The organism is Larkinella insperata (assembly GCF_026248825.1).
GTDB classification, from domain to species: domain Bacteria; phylum Bacteroidota; class Bacteroidia; order Cytophagales; family Spirosomataceae; genus Larkinella; species Larkinella insperata.
Genome location: NZ_CP110973.1, coordinates 96,464 through 120,247, shown reverse-complemented (window position 1 = coordinate 120,247; position 23,784 = coordinate 96,464). Strand labels below are relative to the sequence as shown.

Genomic DNA, 23,784 nt, shown 5'->3' with positions numbered 1-23,784 from the left:
TTACGTTACTATGAAAAAACGGTTTATTGCATTAGCCGGTTTGGTAGGCTTTATGGGGTTATTGGGAGAGGAAGTACCACCGGTTCACGCACAGTCGGAATTGGCAATGGTAACGAAAAGCCGCCCGGTAGCGCCCCAGAAACTGGTATTTGATCGGGTTCTGGTCTACGAACAAATCGATTACAACGGTTCGGTTGTTCGTTATCAGGTGTTACTGAATTCACAAACGGGGCAATTTGGATTTGACCGTAAGTTAGCCAATCTGAGTTTTCCGGGCGTCGTAGGCGGGTACACGTTTGTAACCGGACAACCGGACGGAAGTTACCGGGTGTACGTGGCCGACAAATACGAAGGAAAGGTAATCATGCAGTACCATGTCGGTAAGTCTTTTTACGCACCCAACCGTGCTGATGCGTGCCATAACCGGTTCAATCAACGCTACCGGGCTACGGGTCGTGAAGGAACGCAATACGGTCTGACGGCAACGGAATACCGGGCTAGCCTGGGGCCGAAAGATACGGAATGGCTTTGGGTAGCCGAGGTGCCCTTCAATTCGTATCCCCTGTATCTATTCAATGAACTAGCGCTGGAAGCCAAGCTGCCTGATGCCCACAGCATCAACTTCTCTTCGTCGCTCGCACCCAATGAATTGCTGGTTCAATCCAAAAAGGAATATTTTTCGGAGAAAGTAAACGGAAAACCCGCCACCAGCACGCTTAGACTAATCCACTTCGGCCCAACAAATTATTCTTTTGATGTGACTGGCTATAAGTTTAGGTAAGTCTAGATTGGTCACTTCGTATTGTTCTTAAATCCTTTGGGTATAAAAAAAGCCGACGTACGTCGGCTTTTTTTATTTAGTCAAACTGGCCTTATGATAACGCAGGCAAGTCCGGTGTCGGTAGCGGCTCGGTTTGTTCCGGCTTGCTGTTTGTACCAATCTCTTCTTCCACGATTTCACCGGAGTTTTTGTAAGCCTGGTAAGTCGTTTCTTTTAGGAAAGGACGTTTGCCAAGAATACGAACCAGGTCTTTCTGGAACAGAATCTCCTTTTCGAGCAGTTCTTTCGCTACGGCTTCCAGACCGGCCCGATTTCTATCAAGCAGATCTTTCGTACGAGCGTAAGCCGCATCAATGATCTTGCGAACTTCGTCGTCGATGGCTTCAGCGGTGGCTTCCGAATAGGGCTTATTAAACTGGTATTCGCTCTGTTTTGAATCATAGAACGAAACATTACCAATTTTGTCATTCATCCCGTACATCGTTACCATGCTGTAGGCTAGCTTCGTGATCCGTTCAAGGTCACTTAGGGCTCCGGTTGAAATTTTTCCGAAGATATTCTCTTCAGCCGCGCGGCCGCCCAACGTCATACACATTTCGTCGATGAGTTGCTCCGTACGATACAGGTACTGCTCACGGGGCAGGTATTGCGCGTAACCCAGAGCCGCTACACCGCGAGGTACGATCGTTACTTTCACCAGCGGATCGGCGTGTTCAAGGAACCAGCCCGTTACAGCGTGACCCGCTTCGTGGTAGGCCACAATCTCTTTTTCCTCCGGTGAGATGAGTTTGTTTTTCTTTTCCAGACCACCAATTACGCGGTCCATCGCGTACTGGAAGTCGGACATATCAACAGATTCTTTGTTTCGGCGGGCTGCAATTAGGGCCGCTTCGTTACAAACGTTGGCAATATCAGCTCCGGCAAAACCCGGTGTTTGTGTTGCCAGTTCTTTCGGATCAACATCCGAAGCCAGTTTGATGGGTTTCAGGTGGACCCGGAAAATAGCTTCACGACCTACAATATCCGGCTTGTCGATGCTGATCTGGCGGTCAAACCGGCCGGGCCGCAGTAACGCGGAGTCCAATACGTCGGGGCGGTTGGTAGCTGCCAGAATAATGATTCCGGAGTCGGTAGCAAAACCGTCCATTTCAACCAGCAGGGAGTTCAGCGTGTTTTCCCGCTCGTCATTGGCGCCCGGCATGGAGCCCCGACCACGGGACCGGCCAACGGCGTCAATTTCATCGATGAAGATGATACAAGGGGCTTTTTCCTTGGCCTGTTTGAACAAGTCACGCACCCGGGCGGCACCCACCCCAACAAACATTTCAACAAAGTCAGAACCAGACAGCGAGAAGAACGGCACACCGGCTTCACCCGCTACGGCTTTGGCTAACAAGGTTTTACCCGTTCCCGGAGGGCCTACCAGCAGAGCACCTTTTGGAATTTTGGCACCCAATTTGGTGAACTTGGTCGGGTTTTTCAGGTAGTCGACAATCTCTTTGATTTCTTCTTTCGCTTCATCCAAGCCCGCTACGTCGTTGAACGTAATCTTAACCCGGTTTTCGGCGTCAAACAGCGCAGCTTTGGATTTGCCAATGTTGAAGATCTGACCACCCGGTCCGGCGCCACCCGACATGCGGCCCAGCAGGAAATACATGGCCAGAATCATAACAATGAAGAAACCCCAGGTGGACAAGAATCCACTCCAGTCGCTTCGTTGTTCTATTTTGTAATCAATTCTCTCATTATCAGGTACACCCTCCTGAATACGGTCCAGGTCTTTCTTGAAAGACTCCGCGGACGAAACCCGGAATTGGAAATGAGGTCCGGAATCCGAATTGAAGTAGGACTTATCCTGAAACAGGTTGCGGTATTTTTGCTGTAATGCTTGTCTGGTCAGGGTTACTTCAACGACGTCATTGTTTACAATGACAACCTCTTCGACTTCCTTGTTTTTAACCATCTTTTCAAAACCGCGTATCGTAGTCTCTCGAACGGCGCTGCTGCGGTTGAAAAAGGTTATCCCGAGGATCGCTGCAATCAGGATCGCTACAATCCAGCCTTGGAAGTTAGGCCGACGGGGCGTTCTGGGTGATAGTGGATTTCTATTATTATCAGGCATTTTGGCAACAGAATTACGGCTAAATAGATAAAAAAGGAAACACCATTTAGGAATGGATTGTTTCTGTGGGGCTCTGGTTTCGATAAACGGAGTGTTTCCGGGGCAGGTGGTTCTCAGAGCGGATAAACACTCATTCCGTAGTCTGCTTACGGGTCAGACGTGAGTCTGACCCGTTATACCGTTCTATCGATCAGGCAAAGGTTTCTTCCACGGTGTGGATTTCGGCATCGCCCCAAAGTTGTTCAAGGTCATAAAAAACCCGGCGTTCCTTTTTGAAAATATGGACAACAACATCCACATAATCAAGAAGAATCCATTCCCGATTCATTTTGCCCTCTTCGTGCCAGGGATTAGCCTGGCTGGATTTGTATACTTCTTCTTCGACAGAATCGGCAATTGCGTCAATCTGTGTGTCCGACGTACCGGAGCAAATTACAAAGTAATCGGAAATGGCATTTTTAACTTCGCGAAGATCCATGACAACAATGTCAATGGCTTTCTTTTCCTGCATCCCCTTCACGACGAGTTTGCAGAGTTCTTCGGATGATAATTCTTTTGGTTTGTTAATTCTCATGCTACTGGTTTAAATTGCACAGACCGAATCAGCGGGTACGGGCTACAAACAAGGTTTTGTACCGTAATTCGGCATTCATCCAACTAAATGTATTAAAAATTTGTACAAGTTTCGACCCAAAACCTTATTTATTGGCCAAAAAATTAAATATCTGCCAACTTGTCAGTCAACCAACGACATTGCGGCCAGTCTGATTACCAATGAAGCCGCTTTGGATGGAACCGTCGTTGTAACAGACCACCAAACGGCGGGTCGGGGACAGCGGGGTAATCAGTGGGAAGCCCAACCGGGGCAAAACCTGACTTTCTCCGTTATTTTGCAACCTTCTTTTTTGCAGGCCAACGAACAGTTCTGGCTAAATATTGCCGTGTCGCTGGGAATCAGTGACTGGCTGGCTACGTACCTGAACGACCGGCTGAAAGTCAAATGGCCGAACGACCTGTATGTTGAACAACGAAAAATTGGCGGTATTCTGATTGAAAACACGTTATACGGCTATTCAATCGCCTGGTCGGTAGTAGGAATCGGGCTGAATATCAACCAGACACGCTTTCAAACGGCGACGGCCACCTCCCTCATTAATGAAACACCAAATGAGTGTGATTTCGTTCTCCCGGACGTCTTGCCGTCGTTATTAGAATCGCTCGAAAAGCGGTATTTGGCCTTACGTGCCGGGCAACGCGATGTTTTGAAAACGAATTACCTGCAACGTTTATTCCGGTATCAGGAAGAAAGCGAATTTATTGCGGATGAGGAACGCTTTCGGGGAATGATCGTCGGCGTTGAAGAAAGCGGCCGATTGGCCATCCAGGTGGGTGAGAAGTTAAAAAGCTTTGCGTTTAAAGAAGTAGAGTTTGTTATTCAATAATCCTGTCCGAACAACTTATTCAGCTATCCGGACAGGATTGAATCCTTATTAAGCTGTCCTCCGTGATCTTTTGATCAGGGCGGCAATACCCAGGATGATAACCGCACCGACAAAAGCCGTCAGAATCCGGTCGAGCATACCACCGGCTCCGGTTGCGAAGGTGTTCCCAAAAATCCAGCCACCAACAAAGGCCCCGGCTATACCAAGCAATATTTCGGTAAACAGTGAAAACGAAAACCGTTTAAAAACAAGGTCTGCCAGCCAACCGGCGATGGCTCCGACCAATATTGTCATTAAGAGTCCCATATCCTTGTGCGTTTTGTGTATGGGTATAGAACTCGGCACGTCCGGGTTTGTTTTTCAAATTCGCCTGATCGGTCCTATTGAAAATCAGAACGCAGCCCGATGATAGCCAGCATCCGACCCGTATTTCCATTTTCGGCCCGGAACGAGAAATAATCCTGGGTATGCAAAACCGTCGAATACGGTGAAACCCCGATCTGAGTAGCCGGGATGCCTGCCGCCAGCAGTTGGGCCATGTTGGCGGCTTTTAAATCAATCAGAAATTTCTGCCGCTCCGGGTCAAACCGTTTAAAGGTTTCACCAAACTGCTCGGCCACCTCCGGCCCGACTTCAAAAGACGCCTGATCGATACAGGTGCCGACGTAAGCAAAACACTCTTCCGGCTGCGTCCCAAATCGTTCGTGCATGGCCTTGACAGTTTTTTCAACCAGTCGGGCAACGGTTCCGCGCCAACCTGCATGAACGGCCGCCACCGCCCGCTGCCCAGCGTCATAAATCAGGATGGGCGTACAATCCGCTACGGTAACCGTCAGGAAATGATTGGGCAGGTTGGTCATCAGGGCGTCGTACCCTTCAAACCGTCCCGGCTGCGTAACCGTCAAAATCCGATCGCCATGCACCTGATACGAGGCAGCTACCTGGTCAGGATCTATTTGGAGACTGGAGAACAAACGTCGGCGATTTTCGGCTACGTTCTCGGGTGTATCGGTTGTGTTGATGCCGACATTCAGGGAGGCAAACGGAGCGGGGCTGACACCACCGTGCCGGGTGCTTTCGGCGGCCACCACTCCCTGGAAAGAGTCAAAAACGGGTGGAATGCGGTAAACTAGTTCTGAAAAAATCATTTCCAAATTTTATACTGAAATAGCAGGTTTTGTATGTCTTTTCTTGGGCTGTTCAGCGGCCGGCGTTGCGTGTTCATTTGTCAGGGGCGCAAAATAAAAATAGAATATTTAAGTGCAATCGGTTGTAAATGTGTTGGTTAAGAAATTGGCTTGGCGGTTGCCGTTTAATTATTCATCCAGAATTCAAACCGTTCAGCCATCCACAAAAACCGTTAACGTACTATGTTTCGGATGGTGTTGTTTCAGGCCGTTATCTTTGAATCGTCAAAGAAGACAAACAACAACAAATCTGAACACTCACAATCACACACCATGAAAACGTTCATTTCCTCTGTACTTGTAGCGCTGGCCCTCAGTACTTCCACCGCAACTTTCGCAAACAACGACAACGAAAAAACGGCCACTTCGTACCAGGTTGGCCTGTATCCTTCCGTTGAAACCGCCAAAATAAACGTAATGGTGGCGAAAGAAAAAGGCACAACCCTCGATGTTGCGCTGCTGGATGGTCAGGGTACGGTTCTGGCCACGCACCGACTGACTAAAAATGAAACGTCCACCCGTACCCGTTTTGACCTGAATCAATTGCAGGATGGGGTGTATACCATCGTCGTCAGCGACGGTTCTTCCAAAGTTAGTAAAGAAGTCAACCTGCAAACCAAAAAACCGGTTCAGGCCGAGCGTGCCGTTTCTTTGCGCTGATAATCCGATCTATTCCACACCAGAAAGAAAAAGCCCCGATCGCAGGACCGGGGCTTTTTCGTGTTTACTGCACTTTGTTGTAGGCGCTTCGGAAGTACTTGACGCTTTCGGCAATTTCGGGGCCGTTGTTTTCCCAATGGTGTTCGTATTCCACCGAAATTGGACCCTTGAATTTCTGACGTTTGAGTTCGGCAATGACCGCATCAACTTTACAATCGCCGGTTCCCCAGATCACGTCGTGGTATTTGCCGTCCGGCGTATCTTTCTTGACATCCTTGAAGTGCATACCCAGGATGTGTCCCTGGAGCTTTTTCAGGCAATCGACGGGGTCCATACCCGAGCGCACCCAGTGACCAATGTCGGCGCAGGCACCAATGTACTTGCTCGTTCCGATTACGGCCAGCACCGAGTCGGGGTGCCAGTAGTGCGACGGCTTGGGGTGGTTGTGCAGGGCAACATTGATTTTATACTCGTCGGCCAGCCGGGCGATGTATGGAATCTGCTCTACTTTGGGCTCGGTATTGATGTTTGAAATGCCCATGTCTTTGGCAAATTCAAACAGCGCCTTCCAGTCGGCTTCATTGGGAGCGTTCACCACGCCAAAAGCCGAGAAAGCCAATCCCTTTTCTTTCACCATCTTCTTAACGGCCTGACGGGTGGCTGCGTCCATTTTATAATCCATTTTGCCTTCAATGCCACCGCCGATGGTTTGGCCGGGAAACGCTTCGACGTATTTCAGGCCGCAACTGTCAATCTTGCGGAGGGCTTCGGCAAAGGTAAATAGCCGGAAGGAATAGGATTGCGCGCCGAGTCGCCAGCCAGCCTTGTCTTCCGGATTGCGCTGGGCATTCGCGCTAAAGGCACCGCAAGCCAGCAGGGCGATGATCAGCAAAAGAGGATTAATGCGTTTCATTTAGTAAGGATTTATTTGACGCTGTAAATGTAAAAGAAATCCAGCCTGGCGTTGCGCTAATTCAATGATTTTATATGATTTCTTCGACACATAGACCTTACATCAAAACACCCTGAAACACCTCATCCAGTTTGCTGACGGGCCGGATTTTGATTTTGAAGTTACTCGTATCCAGTCCTTTGATGTTGTATTTAGAAATAAAGATTTCTTTGAATCCCAGCTTCTCGGCTTCCGAGATGCGGGCCTCAACCCGGTGCACGGCGCGGACCTCGCCCCCTAAACCAACCTCGGCGGCAAACGCCGAGCTCGACGGAATGGAAATGTCTTCGTAACTCGATACAATAGCCGCGCAAACCGCCAGATCAATAGCCGGGTCTTCGACCTTCAACCCACCGGCCACGTTCAAAAAAACGTCCTGCTGGCCTAGCCGGAAGCCGCCCCGTTTTTCGAGAACAGCCAGCAGCATCTGCAACCGCTTGGCATCAAAGCCGGTGCTGCTGCGCTGCGGAGTTCCGTAGTTAGCCACACTCACCAGCGCCTGAATTTCGATCATCAGGGGACGGTTTCCTTCCACCATGGAGCCAATGGCGATACCGCTCAGGGCCTCGTCGCGCTGGGAAATTAGGATTTCCGACGGGTTGGTCACTTGCCGCAAACCCGTCCCCTGCATCTCGTAAATGCCCAGTTCCGAGGTGCTGCCGAAGCGGTTTTTGGTGGTGCGCAGAATCCGGTAGGTAGTATGCCGGTCACCTTCAAACGTCAATACCGTATCGACCATGTGCTCCAGTACTTTCGGACCGGCCAACGAACCATCTTTGGTAATGTGGCCAACGATGAAAACCGGCGTACCGTTTTCTTTGGCGTATTTCATAAATTCCGTCGTGCACTCGCGGACCTGCGAAACACTGCCCGCCCCCGATTCCACCAGCGAGGAATGCATGGTCTGGATCGAATCGATAATCAGGATTTCTGGCTCAAAATGCTCGACGGTGCGGAAAATATTCTGGGTCGAGGTTTCGGTCATGATGTAGCAGTCGCTAATCGGCGTGGGCAACCGCTCCGCCCGCATCTTGATCTGCTGTTCACTTTCCTCGCCCGAAACGTACAGAACGCGCATGTCTTTCAAACCAAGCGCAATCTGAAGCAGCAGGGTGGATTTGCCGATGCCGGGCTCTCCGCCGATCAGCACCAGTGACCCCGGCACGATACCGCCCCCCAATACCCGGTTCAGCTCGCTGTCGGGCGTCAGGGTTCGTTCCTGTTCCTCATAATTTATAGCGTGAATGGCTTTTGGTTTGGCCGCCGTTTTGGTGGTGGCGGTGGGGCGCCAGTTGCCGGCAACGGGTTCCTCTTTCGTAACCACTTCTTCCACAAAGGTATTCCACTCACCACAAGCTGGGCAGCGACCCAGCCATTTGGGCGCCTGGTTACCGCAATTCTGACAGAAAAATGTTGTTTTTGTTTTTGCCATTAAACCTTCGGTTACAATCGCGCTTCTAAGCAGCGTGCGGTAAAGAATAGGGGTAAGTTGTCCGTGGAGTGTCCTATCCAACATACGCTTCTGCAAAGAAAGCGAGGTGCTCATAAACTAACAATATACTAAAAAAAGCTGGTCTTTCATAGCACTATTGCCGTCGATCTCGTTTATCATTCATTCTAACTTCTCTTCCAACATGAAAAAACTCCTGTTGCTCGGTCTGGTTCTATGCCTGCCCGCATTAACGTTTGCGCAATTCAGTATCGGTGTGAAAGGTGGCGTGAACCTGTCGCAGTTTACGATGGGTGAATTTGTGAAAACCCGTTTGAATGCAAATGGTTCTCCTCAGGTAAGCGTTAGCGGCCGAACCATTCGCGATAACCTCAAAGAAAGTTTTGATAGCCGGACGGGCTGGGCCTACGGTATCTACACCCGGTTCGGAAAAAATATCTATCTGCAACCCGAATTGCTGGTTTCTTCAAAAGGCGGCTCGTTCGAGATTGTGCGCGACATTGACGGCCAACCCACTTCCGAAACCGTCAAGATCAACACCACCAATTTCGACGTGCCGATTTTGCTGGGTCTGAAGGGCGGCCCCATCCGGGTGCTGGCCGGTCCAATTGTTTCGTTTCGGATCAGTGATGACCAGTCTCTGCGCGATGCGCTCCAGGATTATACTTCCGGCAGTCTGAACAACGCACTGGCCAAAGCTACGTACGGATATCAATTGGGAGTTGGGCTGGATCTGGGCCGGCTGGGCATTGATGTCCGGCGGGAGGGCAGTCTGTCTAACATTTCGGCGGTGGACCTGGGTACGGAGAGCGACTCCGATCGCTTCAGCCAAAAGCTGAAATCCTGGCAGGTGACGCTGGCGCTGCGCTTGTTCTAGCGATAAAGTAAGTAAAGGAGCCGCCCGGTTTGGAAGCAAGCCAGGCGGCTTTTTTGCGGAATACGGTCGGCCATTACCGTTTGCACACTTCCTGGCGGGCGGTTATTATCTTTCTGCTACCTTGCGCTTCATTTTTCATTTTCTAACAACAATACGAATGAAGCGAGTTTTAGTACTGCTGCTCTTGCTGCCGGGGCTGACCTATGCCCAGGGCAAATTTCTCACCGTTGGTCTGAAAGTAGGGGCCAACTTTTCGCAACTCAAAACCCTCGAAATGCAGACGCCCCGGCTGACGGCGGGCGGCATCCCGGTTATGTCGGGCGGGCAGATTGTCTATGATTTTTTCCGGAACAACGACAGCCGGACCACGGGCATCGTCGGGGGCGCCTTTTTCCGGTTTGGCCGGAAGCTCTTTCTGCAACCCGAAGTACTAGTGTCGTCGAAAGGTGGCAAGTTCGACCTGATTCAAACCGGCCTGGCAACCCAATCCGTGAATGTGAAATTTACCACCTTTGATGTGCCGGTGCTGGTGGGCTTCAAGCTGGGACCGCTTCGCCTGAACGCCGGACCGCTGATGTCGCTGACGATCTCGGAAAACAAAGGACTGAAGGATTCTTTCAACCAGTACACCAGCCAGCCCATTGAAGAAACGTTTAAACAGGCGGTGTTTGGGTATCAGGCCGGAGCGGGTCTGAACCTGGGCGGTTTTGAGCTTGACTTGCGGTACGAAGGCAACCTGTCGGATTTGTCGCAGATCGGCATTAAAACGCCCAGCAGTGACGCCCGGTTTTCAACCAAAGCTTCACTCTGGCAATTGACGGCTGGTTTTGCATTTTAATGAAATTCAACAGCCCACGGTTGAAACCGTGGGCTGCGTTGTACTTTACAAAAAAACATGCCGTTGTCCCGTCCCTAAAGGGAGCCGACAACGGCTGTTCTGCTCAACTAACCCAAAATAAACCGTATAAGTAAAATTGTAATCATCAATTAATTGAAAAGCGACTGCATGAAGTAGTTCAGCCGCTGGCTGATTTCCTTCATCCGGCGCCGGGAGATCGTAACTTCCTGGCCGTCGGTCATGCGTACAATCCGCTCCGTTGCGAAAACACTAAACTGCACGTAAGCCAGGTTGATGATCGTCGATTTGTGAATCCGGAGAAACATCGACTGGTCGAGCATGGTTTCGAATGCCTTTAGCGTTTTTGAAACCAGGTAACGTTTTTTATCGCGCGTCGTGATAAACGTATAGTTGCCTTCTCCGTGCAGACTGACTATATCATCGACCGAGATCATAATGTTGCGGTTGAGGTATGGAAGCGCGATGCGGTTTGCATTACGCTGATACATCCGGGGAAACAACGGTTGTAATGTCGAAGAGGAAGGATAAGCTAACGTTTCCATAGCGAATGGCGATTAGAGTTTTGTGTGTGTGTTACTTGTTGTTACTGACATGACAAAACTACTTTAATTCACCGTTCGATAATAAGGAAGGCTTGACTTTGAGCGGCTTAGCCAGGGGGTTAAGCGTCTGAAAGTCAAGCCTTTAAGATGTTACTGATTGGTGTACTTCCCGTATATCTCCTCGACCGATTACGTATTTCTACGTGGTGGTGATACCCGTAAACTTCACGTTGCGATACGGGATCTATTACGGTTCAAATAACTACTGGTGCATTAATGTACGGCGCTGGGGAGGAAGTTGCGGATACGATCCACAAAGTTCTGCGCCCGGCGACGTGAAATTTTTACTTGCTGACCGTCGTTCAATTCCAGTTCACCTTCCTTCTTTACGTAGAACCGGCGGACATAGCATAGATTTACAATGCATGATTTGTGAACCCGTACGAAGGCCTCACCATCCAACAGGTCTTCGTATTCTTTCAATGTACGGGATACCAACATACGCGTACCGTCTTTCAGAAAGAAATTGGTGTAATTACCTGAGCCCTCCAGCCGGACAATTTCTTCCAATGAAATAGTTCTTTTGCGGTCGTAGAAAGGAATGAGAAGTTTCGGGGAAATTGGGGAGGTGGACTTTTTTTCCACACTTTTGGGGAATTTTGTGGACACTTGGTCAAAAATGTTTTCCTTCAGGATGGATTCCATAATAGATCGAGTAAGATAGTGTAACAATGGATACTGTTGATTGTTAACAGGTTAAGTGTTGAGGGGCGGTTTTTTCAGGCTGGATACCGCATAACCTGTCGTCAATACCGTGCCCAACAACCGTACCGTCGAGCTAATCAGCGGGTCAAAATGTTTGTTTACCGGAGCAGGGAATTTGGTTATCTTTGCGGTGAGCTGGATTGAAGAAAATACGTATGCTGGATAAAGTCAGAGAAATTTATCAGGAGATTGAACTCTGTGAAATTCAATCTAAAGATCAGTTGGAGCAGTTCCGACTACGGTATATAGGGCGCAAGGGAGTGATTACGGATCTGTTTGAGCAATTAAAGCAGGTACCGCAGGAAGATCGCCGGGCCGTGGGGCAGGAGTTGAATTCCCTGAAGGATTTTGCCCAACTGCGGTTTAAAGAATCCAGTACGGCGCTGGAAAACAGCCAGACGGAAGAGGTTCAATCGCCCGTTGATCTGACGCTGCCCGTTATTCCTAATTTATACGGTGCCCAACACCCCCTTAACATCGTTCGGCAACAGATTATCGACATCTTCGGACGGATTGGTTTCGGGGTTGCCGATGGGCCGGAAATTGAAACCGACTGGTATAATTTCGGGGCGTTGAACTTTCCGGATAATCACCCCGCCCGCGACATGCAGGACACGTTTTTCGTTGAGAAGAAGAGCGAAGGGGCACCGGCGGATTTGCTGCTGCGGACGCACACCTCAAACGTGCAGATTCGCCTGATGGAGCATCAGAGGAATAACACCACTTTCCGGCCGATCCGGTCCATTATGCCGGGCCGGGTATACCGCAACGAAGCCATTTCGGCCCGGGCTCACTGCATGTTTCACCAGGTGGAAGGGTTGTACATTGATAAAAACGTCGGTTTTAAAGACCTGAAGGATACGCTTTATCACTTCGTGAAGGAAATGTTTGCCAAGGACGTGAAGATTCGCTTCCGGCCGTCGTACTTTCCGTTCACCGAACCAAGCGCCGAAATTGATATTTCCTGCCAAATCTGCCACGGCAAAGGCTGCAACATCTGCAAATACAGCGGCTGGGTCGAAATTGGCGGTTCCGGCATGGTTGATCCGAATGTGTTGTTAAACTGCGGCATTGACCCGGAAACATACACGGGTTATGCTTTCGGGATGGGCGTTGAACGCATTACGCAGTTGCGCTACGGCGTCAATGACCTGCGGTTGTATACCGAAAATGATGTCCGGTTCCTCCGGCAGTTTCAGGGAGCGTAACAAAAGGGAAGAAGGGAAATTACTGGCGAAAAAGAACCGGGTTGAGCGAATAACTCGGTTCCTTTTAATTTTTTTCGCTTCTTTTTTGCCATTCCTTTCTTCCAATCCTTTTTTTGTCTAAAAGTTAGCCCGGATTTTAACTTGCCGGTCCGTACTTCTTTTTTTTGTCTAACTTTATCACTTGTATTGTACTCCTCAGCGTTGCGTTTGCGGATGTGGTTAGTAGATAGTCCTCATGCAATATCGTCTTTATGAATTTATTAATTGAATTAAAAGAAAACCTAACCGATACAGTTGTTTCCCGTGCGGCTTACTACGTGGACGAAAATCCGGAGAAAACCCGGGTTGCTCTGGAGGGGTTGGTGCATATAGTCGTTGCCGGTCTGATGAAACGGACAACCACGGAGATCGGGGTTAATCAATTATATAATTCGATTCAGAAAGGGAAATTTGACGGTACGTTGGTCAATTCGTTTCCCGATTTGCTTCGCGATACCGAGCAAACCAACCGGCTGGTTGAATCGGGCAGTAACAGCATCAGCCATTTGCTGCCTGCCATGAAAAGCGCCATTGGACTCGCCATTTCCGGATACGCCAACATTAAAAACTCGGCGGCCATTACGCTGTTGGGTCTGGTAACGCCCCTGGTGTTGGGAACGCTTAACCGGCTGGTAGTTGATAATAAACTGGATGCCGATGCACTGGCGGCCGTTCTGGCCGATCAACGGGATTACCTGATTGACACAACTCCCGAGAAACTGCTCGACCGGATCGCGGAAGGGCTGAATATTCAACAACTGCTGACGGTGGGGGTGCAGCCCGCCAAGCGTACGGCGTATGTCGAGCGGGCCCCCGTTCAGGAGCGCCCACGGTATGCAACCGAAGCGGAAGAAGAAGGCAACGGTTCGCTGGTGAAGTGGGGTGTGGGGGTACTGGTGATGGTGGCGCTGGCCGGAGCCGGTTACTACATCTGGAACAATACGCAGTCGTATTCATCGGCCGACGAAGAGGCTATGTCTACTGAATTTGTGGATTCAACGGCTACCAGCCCGGCCACAAGCGCGAAACCGGCGGCTCCGGCCCGGCTCGATTCGGCGGCACTTCTTACCTCGGCCGTTAAAACCTCCACAACCGCTCTGGCGGCTTATGTGACGAACCTGCAGGCCCCGGCCGGTCGGAGTTTCAGAATACCGGCGCTGGATTTCCAACCGGGTACCGATCAGCTAAAACCCGCCGGACTGGCCACCGTAACGGAACTGGCCACGTTGCTGAAGACTAACCCGACCATGCAGATCCGGCTGGTGGGGTACGCCAGCGACGCGGTGCCGCCGATGACCAATAAAGTGCTGTCTGTTAAACGGGTGCAGGCTATTAAGAACGGCTTGGTTCGGGCCGGTATCAACTACCTGCGGGTCGATGCCATTGGTTTGGGTTCCGGTGTTCGGCCGGGTGATACAACGGCCGTTGGAAAAACGCCGTTAAAGCAGATTGATGTTAAAGTAATTACAAAGTAAGACACGAATTATAGAAAGAGTCCGGTTCGTGCCGAAACGTTGAGGAACAGGATGTTTGCTCACGTTCCGGCCCGAACTGCTTTTGTCGGTTTCCACCGTCCACACGCAAAGATTTTTCCAACATCTGCCGTTTTTGGTTGTTAGCAGACCATGGACAGGCAAGCCGTCGGGATGTTGGCCGTCCGATTGTTCAATTGATTAATCAACGTTACGGTATGGAAGCACAAACGGCAAAAACGGCCCTGGTTACCGGCGCTACAAGCGGTATTGGTCGTGAACTGGCAAACTTGTTTGCGAAAGACGGGTACAACCTGGTATTGGTCGCCCGCAGCAGCGACGGCCTGAAGGAAATCGCCGGAGAATACGAACAGCAGTTCGGGATCACAGTAACTCCCATTGCCAAAGACCTGGCTGATCCGAAAGCCCCGGAAGAAATTTACGATGAAACGCAGCGGAACGGAATTCGCGTCGACGTGCTGGTCAACAACGCCGGTATGGGCGAATACGGGATGTTTGCGAAGGAAACCGATTTGCACAAGGAGTTGAGCATCATTCAGATCAACGCAACGGCGCTGGTTCACCTCACGAAATTATACCTGAAAGATATGGTGCAGCGCAACGAAGGCAAGGTGCTGATGCTGGCATCCGTCGCGTCGGTGGTGCCTCACCCGCTCATGGCCGTTTACGGCGCTACCAAATCCTTTATTCTGTCGTTCACGGAGGCATTGCAGAACGAACTGAAAGATACAAACGTAACCCTGACGGCCTTGATGCCCGGACCGACCAACACCGACTTTTTTGCCAAAGCCGGAGCCGAAGGAACGCGCGTTCACCAGATGGCGCAGTTGGAAGATGCCGCGAAGGTCGCCAAAGACGGTTACAACGCCTTGATGAAAGGAAAAGAAAAAATTGTGCCCGGACTGATGAACAAAGCGCAGGTAGCCATGGGACATATGCTACCCGATGAACTGGTAACCAGTTCGATGCGCAAGCAGTTGGAGCGTCCTAATGATTCGGGCGAGCAGGATCATTCGATGCTCGTTACGGCCATTGCGGTGGGTGTGGTAGCCGCCACGACGCTGCTGTGGGCCTTCGGAACGATGGATAATAGCTGGAAAGGCAAAGCCGCCCGGGTTCGGCGCAAAGCGGAATCGACGGGCGAGTCGTTGCTGGGCAAATTGTCGTTAAATTAATGAAGCTGTTTGGTCAGCGATCCACAAACTTAATCAGATCAGCATGAGAAACTCCTTGTTTTGGCGCATCGGAACGGCGGCCCTGGTGGTGGGCAGTATCGTCTATACGGTAACGGCGAATTTAGGGAAGAGAAAGAAAGAGGAAGAGGAGGAAAGTGATAACGTGTTGCCTGAATACCGGCGGGTATTTGACGCAAACCCGATTGTTCCGGATGGCTGGACGTTTGCCACCGTTTGGTCAACGATTTATGCCGGTACAACGGCGTACACCGTCCATCAGGCGCTTCCTTCCCAGCAAAACAACCCGCGTTACCGCAACGCGCTTCCCTGGCTGGCAACCAGTTATGTGCTGAACGCCGTTTTTGGCCGACTTTTCTCCGATCCGCGCCAGACAAGTATGATTGGGTCTGATCTGGTCACGAAAGCCAGCCTGCCGGTCGCCCTGGCGCTCCACCAGCAGCTGGAAATCGGGAAAACGCCGGTTGGCAGTCCGGAACAATACCTTCGCATTCCGTTTAGCCTGTACGCCGGTTGGCTCACGACGGCTTCGGTGGTCGGTACGCCCAACTTGCTGCTGAATCTGGAGGTCTGGAAACCGGAGCCGCGTCGGGATACGCCGGTGTTTGTTGGGGTGTTGGGGGCCACAACCGCGGTTGCGTACGCCGTGGCCCGTCGGCTGAACGACCCCTATTACCTGTTGCCGTTTGTGGCCGGTTTTGCCGGCATTGCCACAAAACAATACGGCAGAAACAACGCCGTGGCGCTGACGGCGGCAGTTTGTTCGCTGGCGGTTGGCGGTATGGCGGTCCGGTGGGTGCCGGGTGGGACGTTCAAGCCCCTGAAACGCCAGGTCGAGGAAGTGGATCCGGATGCGGAAGATGAACTCTGGTGGGAGGAACTCGAAAGTCAGAATCCTGATTCAGAGTCGTATTCTTACACATCAATCTAAACGCCGGGGCCTGAAGCTGAACTTTAGGCCCCGGTTTTTTACTGACAGTTGTATTTATAAACCTTCTGTTTGTTTACGGCTGCAGGGTTGCCGGTTTGCTGAAGCAGCAGCGACATCTCCGTTGGCAAATCATTGATATATTGATACGTAGCAGTATAGCCATACCCGTAATCTTTGTACTGAATCGGATTATTGGCACTCAGGTAATGGCTTTTATCCGTCAGGGATGAAATAAGCGGTATTAGGTGAAAAGCCGACTGACCGCTGAAAGGCGATTTCTTGTTATCGTATTTGTATTCCGCCCGTAATTCTTCGGCTTTGCTTCCTTCCTTGTAAAAGACCTTCGTCACATTTCCGGCTTCATCGTATTCCATGCGTTTGGTGTAGGTGCGCAGTCCGCGCGGATCAGCCACCGCAATCTGGCTAATCCGGCCCTTGCTGTCGTAGGTGGGCGTTGCCGTGACGACCTGACCATTGTCAGTAGCTGTGATGGTGGCAATCCGGCCACTGGCCTCGTGGGTGACGGTATGTTCTTCCCCGCCCAGACTTTCCAGCTGCGACAACCCAACCAGAAACTTTGTAATCCGGCCGTTACCGTCGTAAGTGAACGTAAAGACATTAAAGGAAAACTGCCGAATGGCCGTGACCCGGTTATTAGCGTCGTAACTGACCGTTACCGATCCCGAGTCAAAATAGGCATCCGGTACTTCACTAACCAGACAGGTCTCCGCCTGTGGGTCCGGCTCGCCGTTGTCGCTTCCCCCGCAAGCCAGTAGCAGGAAAGCCGTTGAACACATGAGAAAGCCGCTTCGCATCTTCATAAAATTGACAATTCGGGTTCAGTATGGTAAAATACGGCATTGTGCCGGTTATTTCATAGTGGACGAATTACTTTTGATCCAATGTCAAAATGGCAATAAATTGGCGTTTTTTGAGCTGAAATCGGTCATTTTGGCGTGAAAACACCACTGGCCTGTTGTTTGTTGATAAAGTAATTGTCAAACAATACGAACGCTGGCAAACCGCCGGTACAATGTAACCCACAACCATGAACCTGAATTCATACACCATCAAAGCGCAGGAGGTCATCCAACAGGCAGCCCAGATTGCGCAGGGTAATCAGCAGCAGACGGTCGAGACGGGCCACGTGCTGAAAGCCATCCTGGACGAAGACCCCAACACGATGGGTTTTCTGTCGAAGAAAACCGGCGTGAATGCCAGCCGCTTAACCCTGGCATTGGACGCCATTGTTAACGGTTACCCGAAGGTTTCCGTAGGGGCGGAGGCTGCTTCCAATATCTACCTGGGAAACGACCTGAACGCGGCCTTGCAACGTGCCACGGGTTATCTCAAAGAATTTGGGGATGAGTATGTCAGCATTGAACTCATCCTGTTAGGACTGATTACCGGAAAAGACGCGGTTGCCAGTCTATTGAAAGATGTCGGTTTTACCGAAAAAAGCCTGAAAGAAGCCATTAAAGAATTACGCGGAAAAAATAATCCAGTGAAAGATCAAAATGCAGAAGCCAAATACCGTTCGCTGGAACGGTATAGCAAAAACCTGAATGAACTGGCCGAGAAGGGTAAGATTGACCCCGTCATCGGTCGGGATGAAGAAATTCGCCGGGTGCTGCAAATCCTGAGCCGCCGTACGAAAAACAACCCCATTCTGCTGGGTGAACCGGGCGTTGGAAAGACGGCCATCGTGGAAGGGTTGGCTCAGCGGATTGTACAGGGTGACGTGCCCGAAAACCTGAAATCGAAAACCATCGTTTCACTCGACATGGGTTTGCTGGTGGCCGGTGCCAAATACAAAGGCGAATTTGAAGAACGGCTGAAAGCGGTCATCAAGGAAGTAACCGACTCGGAAGGTGAACTCATTCTGTTCATCGACGAGATTCACACGCTGATTGGAGCGGGTGCCGGGGGCGGAGAAGGTGCTATGGACGCGGCCAACCTCCTGAAACCGGCTCTGGCGCGCGGTGAACTGCACGCCATCGGGGCCACGACGCTGAAGGAATACCAGAAATACATCGAGAAAGATAAAGCGCTCGAACGCCGGTTTCAGACCGTTATGGTGGACGAGCCGGATGTGCAGGACGCCATTTCGATTCTGCGCGGTATCAAGGAAAAATACGAACTGCACCACGGGGTCCGGATCAAAGACGATGCTGTGATTGCCGCCGTTGAGCTTTCCAACCGCTACATCTCCGACCGGTTTCTGCCCGACAAAGCCATTGACCTGATGGACGAAGCGGCCGCCAAAATGCGGCTTGAAATTGACTCGGTTCCCGAAGAACTCGACGAACTGAACCGCCGGATTATGCAGTTGGAGATTGAACGCGAAGCCATTCGCCGGGAAGCCGACCGGGAAAAGGAAAGCGCTCTGAACAAACAGATTGCCGACCTGAACGAGCAACGGAATAGCCTGAAAGCCCGTTGGGAGGTGGAAAAACAGTCGGTAAACGAAGTCCGGACGTTGAAAGAACAACTCGATCAGCTGAAGTCGGAAGCCGAGCAGGCCGAACGGGCCGGTGATTATGGCAAGGTCGCCGAGATTCGCTACGGCCGTTTGCCCGAAATGCAGAAACGCGTGGACGAGCTGGTGAAGAAAGAAGGCGACGCGCAAACACTGTTGCAGGAGGAGGTGACGGCGGACGACATTGCCGAAGTCGTTGCCAAATGGACCGGTATTCCGGTGAGCCGGATGATGGAATCGGAGCGTGAAAAACTGCTCCATCTGGAAGACGAACTCGCCAAACGGGTGGCCGGTCAGGAAGAAGCCATTCAGGTGGTGGCGGATGCGGTTCGCCGGAGCCGCGCCGGAATGCAGGACCCCAAACGGCCCATTGGTTCGTTTATTTTCCTGGGTACAACCGGGGTGGGTAAAACCGAGCTGGCGAAAGCCCTAGCCGATTACCTGTTCAACGACGAGAATTCGATGATTCGGATCGACATGTCGGAATTCCAGGAACGTCACGCCGTCAGCCGGTTGATTGGCGCCCCTCCGGGCTACATTGGCTACGACGAGGGCGGTCAGCTGACCGAAGCCGTTCGCCGGAAACCCTACAGCGTCGTTCTGCTGGACGAGATTGAGAAAGCGCACCCCGACGTGTTTAACATCCTGCTGCAGGTGCTCGACGATGGCCGTCTGACCGACAGCAAGGGCCGGGTTGCCAACTTTAAAAATACGATCATCATCATGACCTCGAACATCGGTAGCCACGTCATCCGGGAGCGGTTTGCGGCAATGGAAGACTGGAACCGCGATCAGATCATCGATGATACCAAGGAGGAAGTCTTCGAATTGCTGAAACAGACGCTGCGTCCGGAGTTTCTGAACCGGATCGACGAACTGGTTATGTTCCAGCCGCTGACCCAGCGCGAGATTCGCAAGATTGTTCACCTGCAGTTCAAACACATTCAGGACCGGCTGTCCGAACAGGGCATCACGATTGAAGCCGACCAGGAAGTACTGAACAAGCTGGCGGAAGAAGGATACGACCCGCAGTTTGGCGCCCGTCCGCTCAAACGCGTCATGCAACGGCGCATCCTGAACGCCCTCTCGAAGGAGATTCTGGCGGGACGGATTCAGAAAAATGCCATCGTTGGCATGATGCTGAACGAAACCGAAGACGGCAAGGAAGACATTATCTTCTACAACCTCGATAAGGTTGTGCCGGAATTGGACTAAGGTACATGGTTGCGTAAGGAAACGCCCGGCTTCTCTGAGCCGGGCGTTTTTGTTTTTAGACCTAAAATAGAAACAGCCCGATCAGAAGCCGGGCTGTTTCTAAATCGGTGTCTATATTGCGTCAACTTTTAAAGCGTTGATCCGGTTACTTGGCGCTTCCGCCTTTGATGTTGCCCTGTACGTCCTGCGCAACCTGCAGGTGCGTGCGTACCAGCGGATGGGCTGCCGAGGCTACACCTTTCAAGCTGGCATCCGTTGCCGTTGACTCCACTTTAGACATCACCTGATCAAGTTTCTGGTGGCCATTAACGCCACTCTCCGTTACGTAGTACTGATCAAATTCCTCCCCGGTAAGGCTTTGCATTTTGGTCAGCATCTCCTGGGTCTGGGGGTCTACGCTTGTCGGCAGGGTCACGCCCTTGGCCGATGCAATCTCTTTGAGTTTGTTGGATAATCCCGTTTGTTCGTCTACCTCAGCCTGGGCCAATTGCCGAACCTGGTCGCTGGTGGCTTTCTGCATGGCGATCCGGCTCAGTTCAAGCTGCATCATGCCGCCTTTGGCTACCTCCATCATCAGGTTGTTATCGGCCTGAGAGAGGGCATTTTTAGAAGGGGCGATGGCTGCCACCGCTGCGGCACCCTGCTTATTCTGATTGTCAAAGTCTGCCTTGTTGAGTTTGCCCACCATGGCCGAACCCGACCGCGTCTCCCGGCCCTGCTGACCCTGCTGAGCCATCAAAGGCGTTGTCATCATACAGGCCGCTACCAGCCCCACTGCACTCCAAAGTGTTCGCATCGTTTTGTGCTTTTTGGTTGGACATTGATTCGTCTACTAACGAACGGCCTGCGTTTGGAACTGTTCCTGAAAGACCTCCGCAGTAAGCCTACGGTCCACGAGAAAACGCACGAGTTGAAATGCTGATAGTTATTTGCTCAGTAAATTTTACAAAAACGGATTTCACTATTTATAATAAATTGGTTTGAAAAATGAGGTTTTCATATGACTAATACCTCACTTATAATCGTCTTTTTGCGCGAATATGACCGTTAAAAAAAGCCCATATACCTTTAAATAAATAGACAGGTAAGTCTGTATTCTATTTTTCTAGTTTTATCCCGTTCACCAGGCATACCTCATTTTAGAAGCGCTACGTATGGCAAGGGTTAAAACATTTTCCTCGCAATCCATTGCGGCAAAACGAGATCTTTTTGTGGCCGCCAATGGCTTATCCGTTGGTCGATTAATTAGCAAAGAACCCAAGGTGGTAATTGCGCAGGACCCACCCGTCTTTAGACCGGTTCCCAGACCCAGAAAACCGCGAGTGCCCCGAAGCTCCCTCACCGTACCAGTTTCGATGGAGCAGCCCGTGACGGATGAAATGTTGCTGGAAGCGCCCAACGATGAGGCCATTCGTTATTACATTCCGCGCCATAGACTTGCCACCCGACGCGTTGATCTTCAGCAGCAATTCCGGGTTTCGCTGGAACAATTCATCGACGCGGATGGTGGGCAGTTAATTGTATTTCTGGATAAGTTTCCCGCTCCGGCAATTGAGAATGCGGTCGGCAATGCCCGGCAAGTAGAAACCCAGCCCACGGTTGCGATTGAGTTTAAGGTCGATGCTATTACCAAGTTGCTGGGTTTTAGTGAGGTAACGCAGCAAATGAATGAGTTGAAGGCGGTGCTGAAAGTAACTTCCTTCGCGGAGTTTAATCAGTTGTTTCAAGCCCTCACGACCAGTTCGTACGAAACGAAACTGGTCGTCAATAGCTTAGTCAGTTTAGCCTATCCGGCAAACAAGCCGGTGGATATTAACCAGCTCGACCCCGCCCTGCATAAGCCGTATTTGGTGCTGAAAGGTCTTGAAAACTACGATGCAAATGGCACTGGCTATGCGGAAGTGTCACTTTCGGTGCGAAACCGCGAGTTGTATCCGGACGCGCTGTTTCAGGCTTCGCCGGATTTGCCGCCGTGTGGGCGTAACACCAATTCTTCGCGCACCTGGATCGAGATTTTTGATAATCAGCAACAATATATTTATGGGTTCTGTGCCTTCGGCAAGGCCAGTGATCTGGATCGTCTTTGGGCATCTTTTCCGCAAGGGCCGGATATGCCAACGTCGATTTATATTGTTTTGAATGATCGGCGTAAACAACAGCAATTTGTTTCTAACGAGGTTTTGTTAAGAGCAGATCAGATTACTTCCGGTGAACGGTTATACGTGCTGGAGAAGGAAGTTTTTTCGTCTCGAATTGATTTTGTATTTCCCGAAACGCTGCACAGTTATATCTACCGGAAAGCCGGTGGGCATGGCCCCGGTCGAAGCGGTTTTATAAAATATACCGTTACCTGGAAGGGTAATGAATATGCCTATTTTCAGGACGAAGTTAGGCCGGACCATTTTCTGTATCTGCCCGATTCGTTTAAGCTGGCCCAGGTTGAAGGTCCCGTTCGGGTGCCCTGGCTCTGGGTGAATTTTGAAGGACGGAATCTCTCGGATTTAAAAGCCAAAATTCAGTACCGTCTGGCCGGGCATGTTGACGTAGAACGCATCCAGGATGCGGCCAGAAAACTGCTTGACAAAGTGGAGGGTGGTGCCGTTGACGGGCTGGTTTTCGAATTGCTCAACAGCGCCGACGAAGCTACCTACAAACTGACGCTACCGGGGCTGAACGTTTCTGCCGATCGGCCGGATGCCATCATTGATCCGGGGAATTACATCGAGGATGCCCTGCCCGCGCTGTCCATCGACGATTTTCGGAATGTTTTCAACCTGTTGCTGAGTCCCGACGAGCGGGATATTACGCTCCGGGGGCAGGTGAATCTGAAACTGGGCGGTTTGCTCATTCCGCCAATTCCGGTTTCCATTCGTCTGAGCGATATTGCGGGCGAGGTTTTTGACATTTCGCAAACCATTGATGCGGCTGCAGGAAGCATTGCCGTGTCGGTGAAAAACGCCATCGAAAGCCCCGTACTAATGCTGGGGCTAGGCGTTGAAATTCAGGCAGGCAAGGTATTTCTTCCGGCCCACGCTGCGGGCGAAGGATTGACGTTTCCCCGTCAGATCGCTGCGGGTGAAACGCTAGTCTTCAACGTCATTCCGGATGCGCCGATTCCGGACTGGACCGCGCCGGAAGTGGTTCTCGACTGGGAGGACCTGACAATCTTGCCCGATAGCGCGGCCCTCTACGATTCCATCGTGAGCAAAAGCGTTCACGCCAGCTTCGAGAAAGCCATTACCATCAAGGTGCACGCTTTCAGCGACGACCCCACGATCTCGGACATTGGCATTAAATTCAGAAGCTCGGAGACCGGGCCGGTTTTGCTGACGACTACTTTTCCGCGCCCTCAACAGCCCGAAGAAAATCAGCTCCTGCAGACGGTGGGCAAGACGCTCAATCTGCCTCTGCCGCTTCAGGATTACATCAGGGATTTGCCCACGTTCGGGCAGTACTGGTACCAGCTTACGGTTTACCGGCCTTCGGGGGACGCAGTAGGCCAATGGGTGCTGGATTCCAGCGACTTTATTAATCTCACGACGGATAAACTGCCAGTTTTAACCGTCATCTAACGATTCGATCAGTAGCA

General features: G+C 51.1%; 21 protein-coding genes. 11 read left to right on the top strand and 10 right to left on the bottom strand.

From position 1 onward, the window contains the following. Positions 1 to 10 precede the first annotated feature (10 nt). On the top strand, positions 11 to 781 hold the full coding sequence (locus OQ371_RS00320) for a hypothetical protein (protein ID WP_265991576.1): 771 nt from the start codon (positions 11 to 13) through the stop codon (positions 779 to 781). 91 nt (positions 782 to 872) lie between these two features. On the opposite strand, the gene ftsH is transcribed toward OQ371_RS00320, so the two are convergent. Further along, positions 873 to 2,903, bottom strand: a complete 2,031-nt coding sequence (ftsH, locus tag OQ371_RS00315; protein ID WP_265991574.1) for an ATP-dependent zinc metalloprotease FtsH — start codon at positions 2,901 to 2,903, stop codon at positions 873 to 875. 190 nt (positions 2,904 to 3,093) lie between these two features. Beyond that, the gene (gene rsfS / locus OQ371_RS00310) at positions 3,094 to 3,477 is read right to left on the bottom strand and encodes a ribosome silencing factor (protein ID WP_265991572.1); all 384 of its coding nucleotides are present in this window, start codon (positions 3,475 to 3,477) and stop codon (positions 3,094 to 3,096) included. A gap of 100 nt (positions 3,478 to 3,577) precedes the next feature. Between rsfS and OQ371_RS00305 the strand changes: the two genes are divergently transcribed. Beyond that, the gene (locus tag OQ371_RS00305) at positions 3,578 to 4,345 is read left to right on the top strand and encodes a biotin--[acetyl-CoA-carboxylase] ligase (protein WP_265991571.1); all 768 of its coding nucleotides are present in this window, start codon (positions 3,578 to 3,580) and stop codon (positions 4,343 to 4,345) included. A 48-nt stretch (positions 4,346 to 4,393) separates the two neighbouring features. On the opposite strand, the gene OQ371_RS00300 is transcribed toward OQ371_RS00305, so the two are convergent. Next, entirely contained in the window at positions 4,394 to 4,651 is a 258-nt protein-coding gene (locus OQ371_RS00300) for a GlsB/YeaQ/YmgE family stress response membrane protein (RefSeq protein WP_265991570.1), read from the bottom strand. Positions 4,652 to 4,725: 74 nt separating this feature from the next. After that, positions 4,726 to 5,493 (bottom strand): peptidoglycan editing factor PgeF, encoded by a 768-nt coding sequence (pgeF, locus tag OQ371_RS00295; protein WP_265991569.1) that lies wholly within the window; start codon positions 5,491 to 5,493, stop codon positions 4,726 to 4,728. Positions 5,494 to 5,805: 312 nt separating this feature from the next. On the opposite strand from pgeF, the gene OQ371_RS00290 reads away from it, so the two are divergent. After that, positions 5,806 to 6,192, top strand: a complete 387-nt coding sequence (locus OQ371_RS00290; protein ID WP_265991567.1) for a T9SS type A sorting domain-containing protein — start codon at positions 5,806 to 5,808, stop codon at positions 6,190 to 6,192. A gap of 64 nt (positions 6,193 to 6,256) precedes the next feature. Here the strand turns inward: OQ371_RS00290 and OQ371_RS00285 are convergent, their stop codons facing one another. Further along, positions 6,257 to 7,105 (bottom strand): sugar phosphate isomerase/epimerase family protein, encoded by an 849-nt coding sequence (locus OQ371_RS00285; protein WP_265991565.1) that lies wholly within the window; start codon positions 7,103 to 7,105, stop codon positions 6,257 to 6,259. Positions 7,106 to 7,202: 97 nt separating this feature from the next. Continuing rightward, entirely contained in the window at positions 7,203 to 8,576 is a 1,374-nt protein-coding gene (gene radA, locus OQ371_RS00280) for a DNA repair protein RadA (protein WP_265991563.1), read from the bottom strand. A 202-nt stretch (positions 8,577 to 8,778) separates the two neighbouring features. Here radA and OQ371_RS00275 point away from each other — a divergent pair, with 202 nt between their 5' ends. Together OQ371_RS00275 and OQ371_RS00270 are read left to right on the top strand one after the other, a co-directional pair. After that, complete coding sequence (locus OQ371_RS00275) at positions 8,779 to 9,471, top strand: porin family protein (protein ID WP_265991561.1); 693 nt, start codon at positions 8,779 to 8,781, stop codon at positions 9,469 to 9,471. Positions 9,472 to 9,628: 157 nt separating this feature from the next. Then, complete coding sequence (locus OQ371_RS00270; protein ID WP_265991559.1) at positions 9,629 to 10,309, top strand: porin family protein; 681 nt, start codon at positions 9,629 to 9,631, stop codon at positions 10,307 to 10,309. Positions 10,310 to 10,458: 149 nt separating this feature from the next. On the opposite strand, the gene OQ371_RS00265 is transcribed toward OQ371_RS00270, so the two are convergent. Both OQ371_RS00265 and OQ371_RS00260 read right to left on the bottom strand, forming a co-directional pair. Beyond that, positions 10,459 to 10,872: a LytR/AlgR family response regulator transcription factor gene (locus tag OQ371_RS00265; RefSeq protein WP_265991557.1), complete on the bottom strand. Its 414-nt coding sequence runs from the start codon at positions 10,870 to 10,872 to the stop codon at positions 10,459 to 10,461. A 273-nt stretch (positions 10,873 to 11,145) separates the two neighbouring features. After that, positions 11,146 to 11,577: a LytR/AlgR family response regulator transcription factor gene (locus OQ371_RS00260; RefSeq protein ID WP_265991555.1), complete on the bottom strand. Its 432-nt coding sequence runs from the start codon at positions 11,575 to 11,577 to the stop codon at positions 11,146 to 11,148. Between the two features lie 215 nt (positions 11,578 to 11,792). On the opposite strand from OQ371_RS00260, the gene pheS reads away from it, so the two are divergent. The 4 genes from pheS to OQ371_RS00240 all read left to right on the top strand — a co-directional run bounded on the left by pheS (position 11,793) and on the right by OQ371_RS00240 (position 16,501). Next, on the top strand, positions 11,793 to 12,845 hold the full coding sequence (gene pheS / locus OQ371_RS00255; protein ID WP_265991553.1) for a phenylalanine--tRNA ligase subunit alpha: 1,053 nt from the start codon (positions 11,793 to 11,795) through the stop codon (positions 12,843 to 12,845). A 251-nt stretch (positions 12,846 to 13,096) separates the two neighbouring features. Continuing rightward, entirely contained in the window at positions 13,097 to 14,359 is a 1,263-nt protein-coding gene (locus OQ371_RS00250) for a DUF937 domain-containing protein (protein ID WP_265991552.1), read from the top strand. A gap of 215 nt (positions 14,360 to 14,574) precedes the next feature. Then, positions 14,575 to 15,552 carry an SDR family NAD(P)-dependent oxidoreductase gene (locus OQ371_RS00245; RefSeq protein WP_265991551.1) on the top strand — a complete coding sequence of 326 codons (978 nt, stop codon included), beginning with the start codon at positions 14,575 to 14,577 and terminating at the stop codon, positions 15,550 to 15,552. A gap of 43 nt (positions 15,553 to 15,595) precedes the next feature. Continuing rightward, complete coding sequence (locus OQ371_RS00240) at positions 15,596 to 16,501, top strand: TspO-related membrane protein (RefSeq protein WP_265991549.1); 906 nt, start codon at positions 15,596 to 15,598, stop codon at positions 16,499 to 16,501. A 38-nt stretch (positions 16,502 to 16,539) separates the two neighbouring features. Here OQ371_RS00240 and OQ371_RS00235 read toward each other — a convergent pair whose 3' ends face one another. Further along, entirely contained in the window at positions 16,540 to 17,322 is a 783-nt protein-coding gene (locus OQ371_RS00235) for a hypothetical protein (RefSeq protein WP_265991547.1), read from the bottom strand. Positions 17,323 to 17,549: 227 nt separating this feature from the next. Here OQ371_RS00235 and clpB point away from each other — a divergent pair, with 227 nt between their 5' ends. Beyond that, on the top strand, positions 17,550 to 20,195 hold the full coding sequence (clpB, locus tag OQ371_RS00230; RefSeq protein WP_265991545.1) for an ATP-dependent chaperone ClpB: 2,646 nt from the start codon (positions 17,550 to 17,552) through the stop codon (positions 20,193 to 20,195). 145 nt (positions 20,196 to 20,340) lie between these two features. Here clpB and OQ371_RS00225 read toward each other — a convergent pair whose 3' ends face one another. After that, positions 20,341 to 20,991, bottom strand: coding sequence for a DUF4142 domain-containing protein (locus OQ371_RS00225; protein WP_265991544.1), 651 nt, complete (start codon positions 20,989 to 20,991; stop codon positions 20,341 to 20,343). Between the two features lie 526 nt (positions 20,992 to 21,517). Between OQ371_RS00225 and OQ371_RS00220 the strand changes: the two genes are divergently transcribed. Continuing rightward, on the top strand, positions 21,518 to 23,767 hold the full coding sequence (locus tag OQ371_RS00220; RefSeq protein ID WP_265991543.1) for a hypothetical protein: 2,250 nt from the start codon (positions 21,518 to 21,520) through the stop codon (positions 23,765 to 23,767). Positions 23,768 to 23,784: the final 17 nt, after the last annotated feature.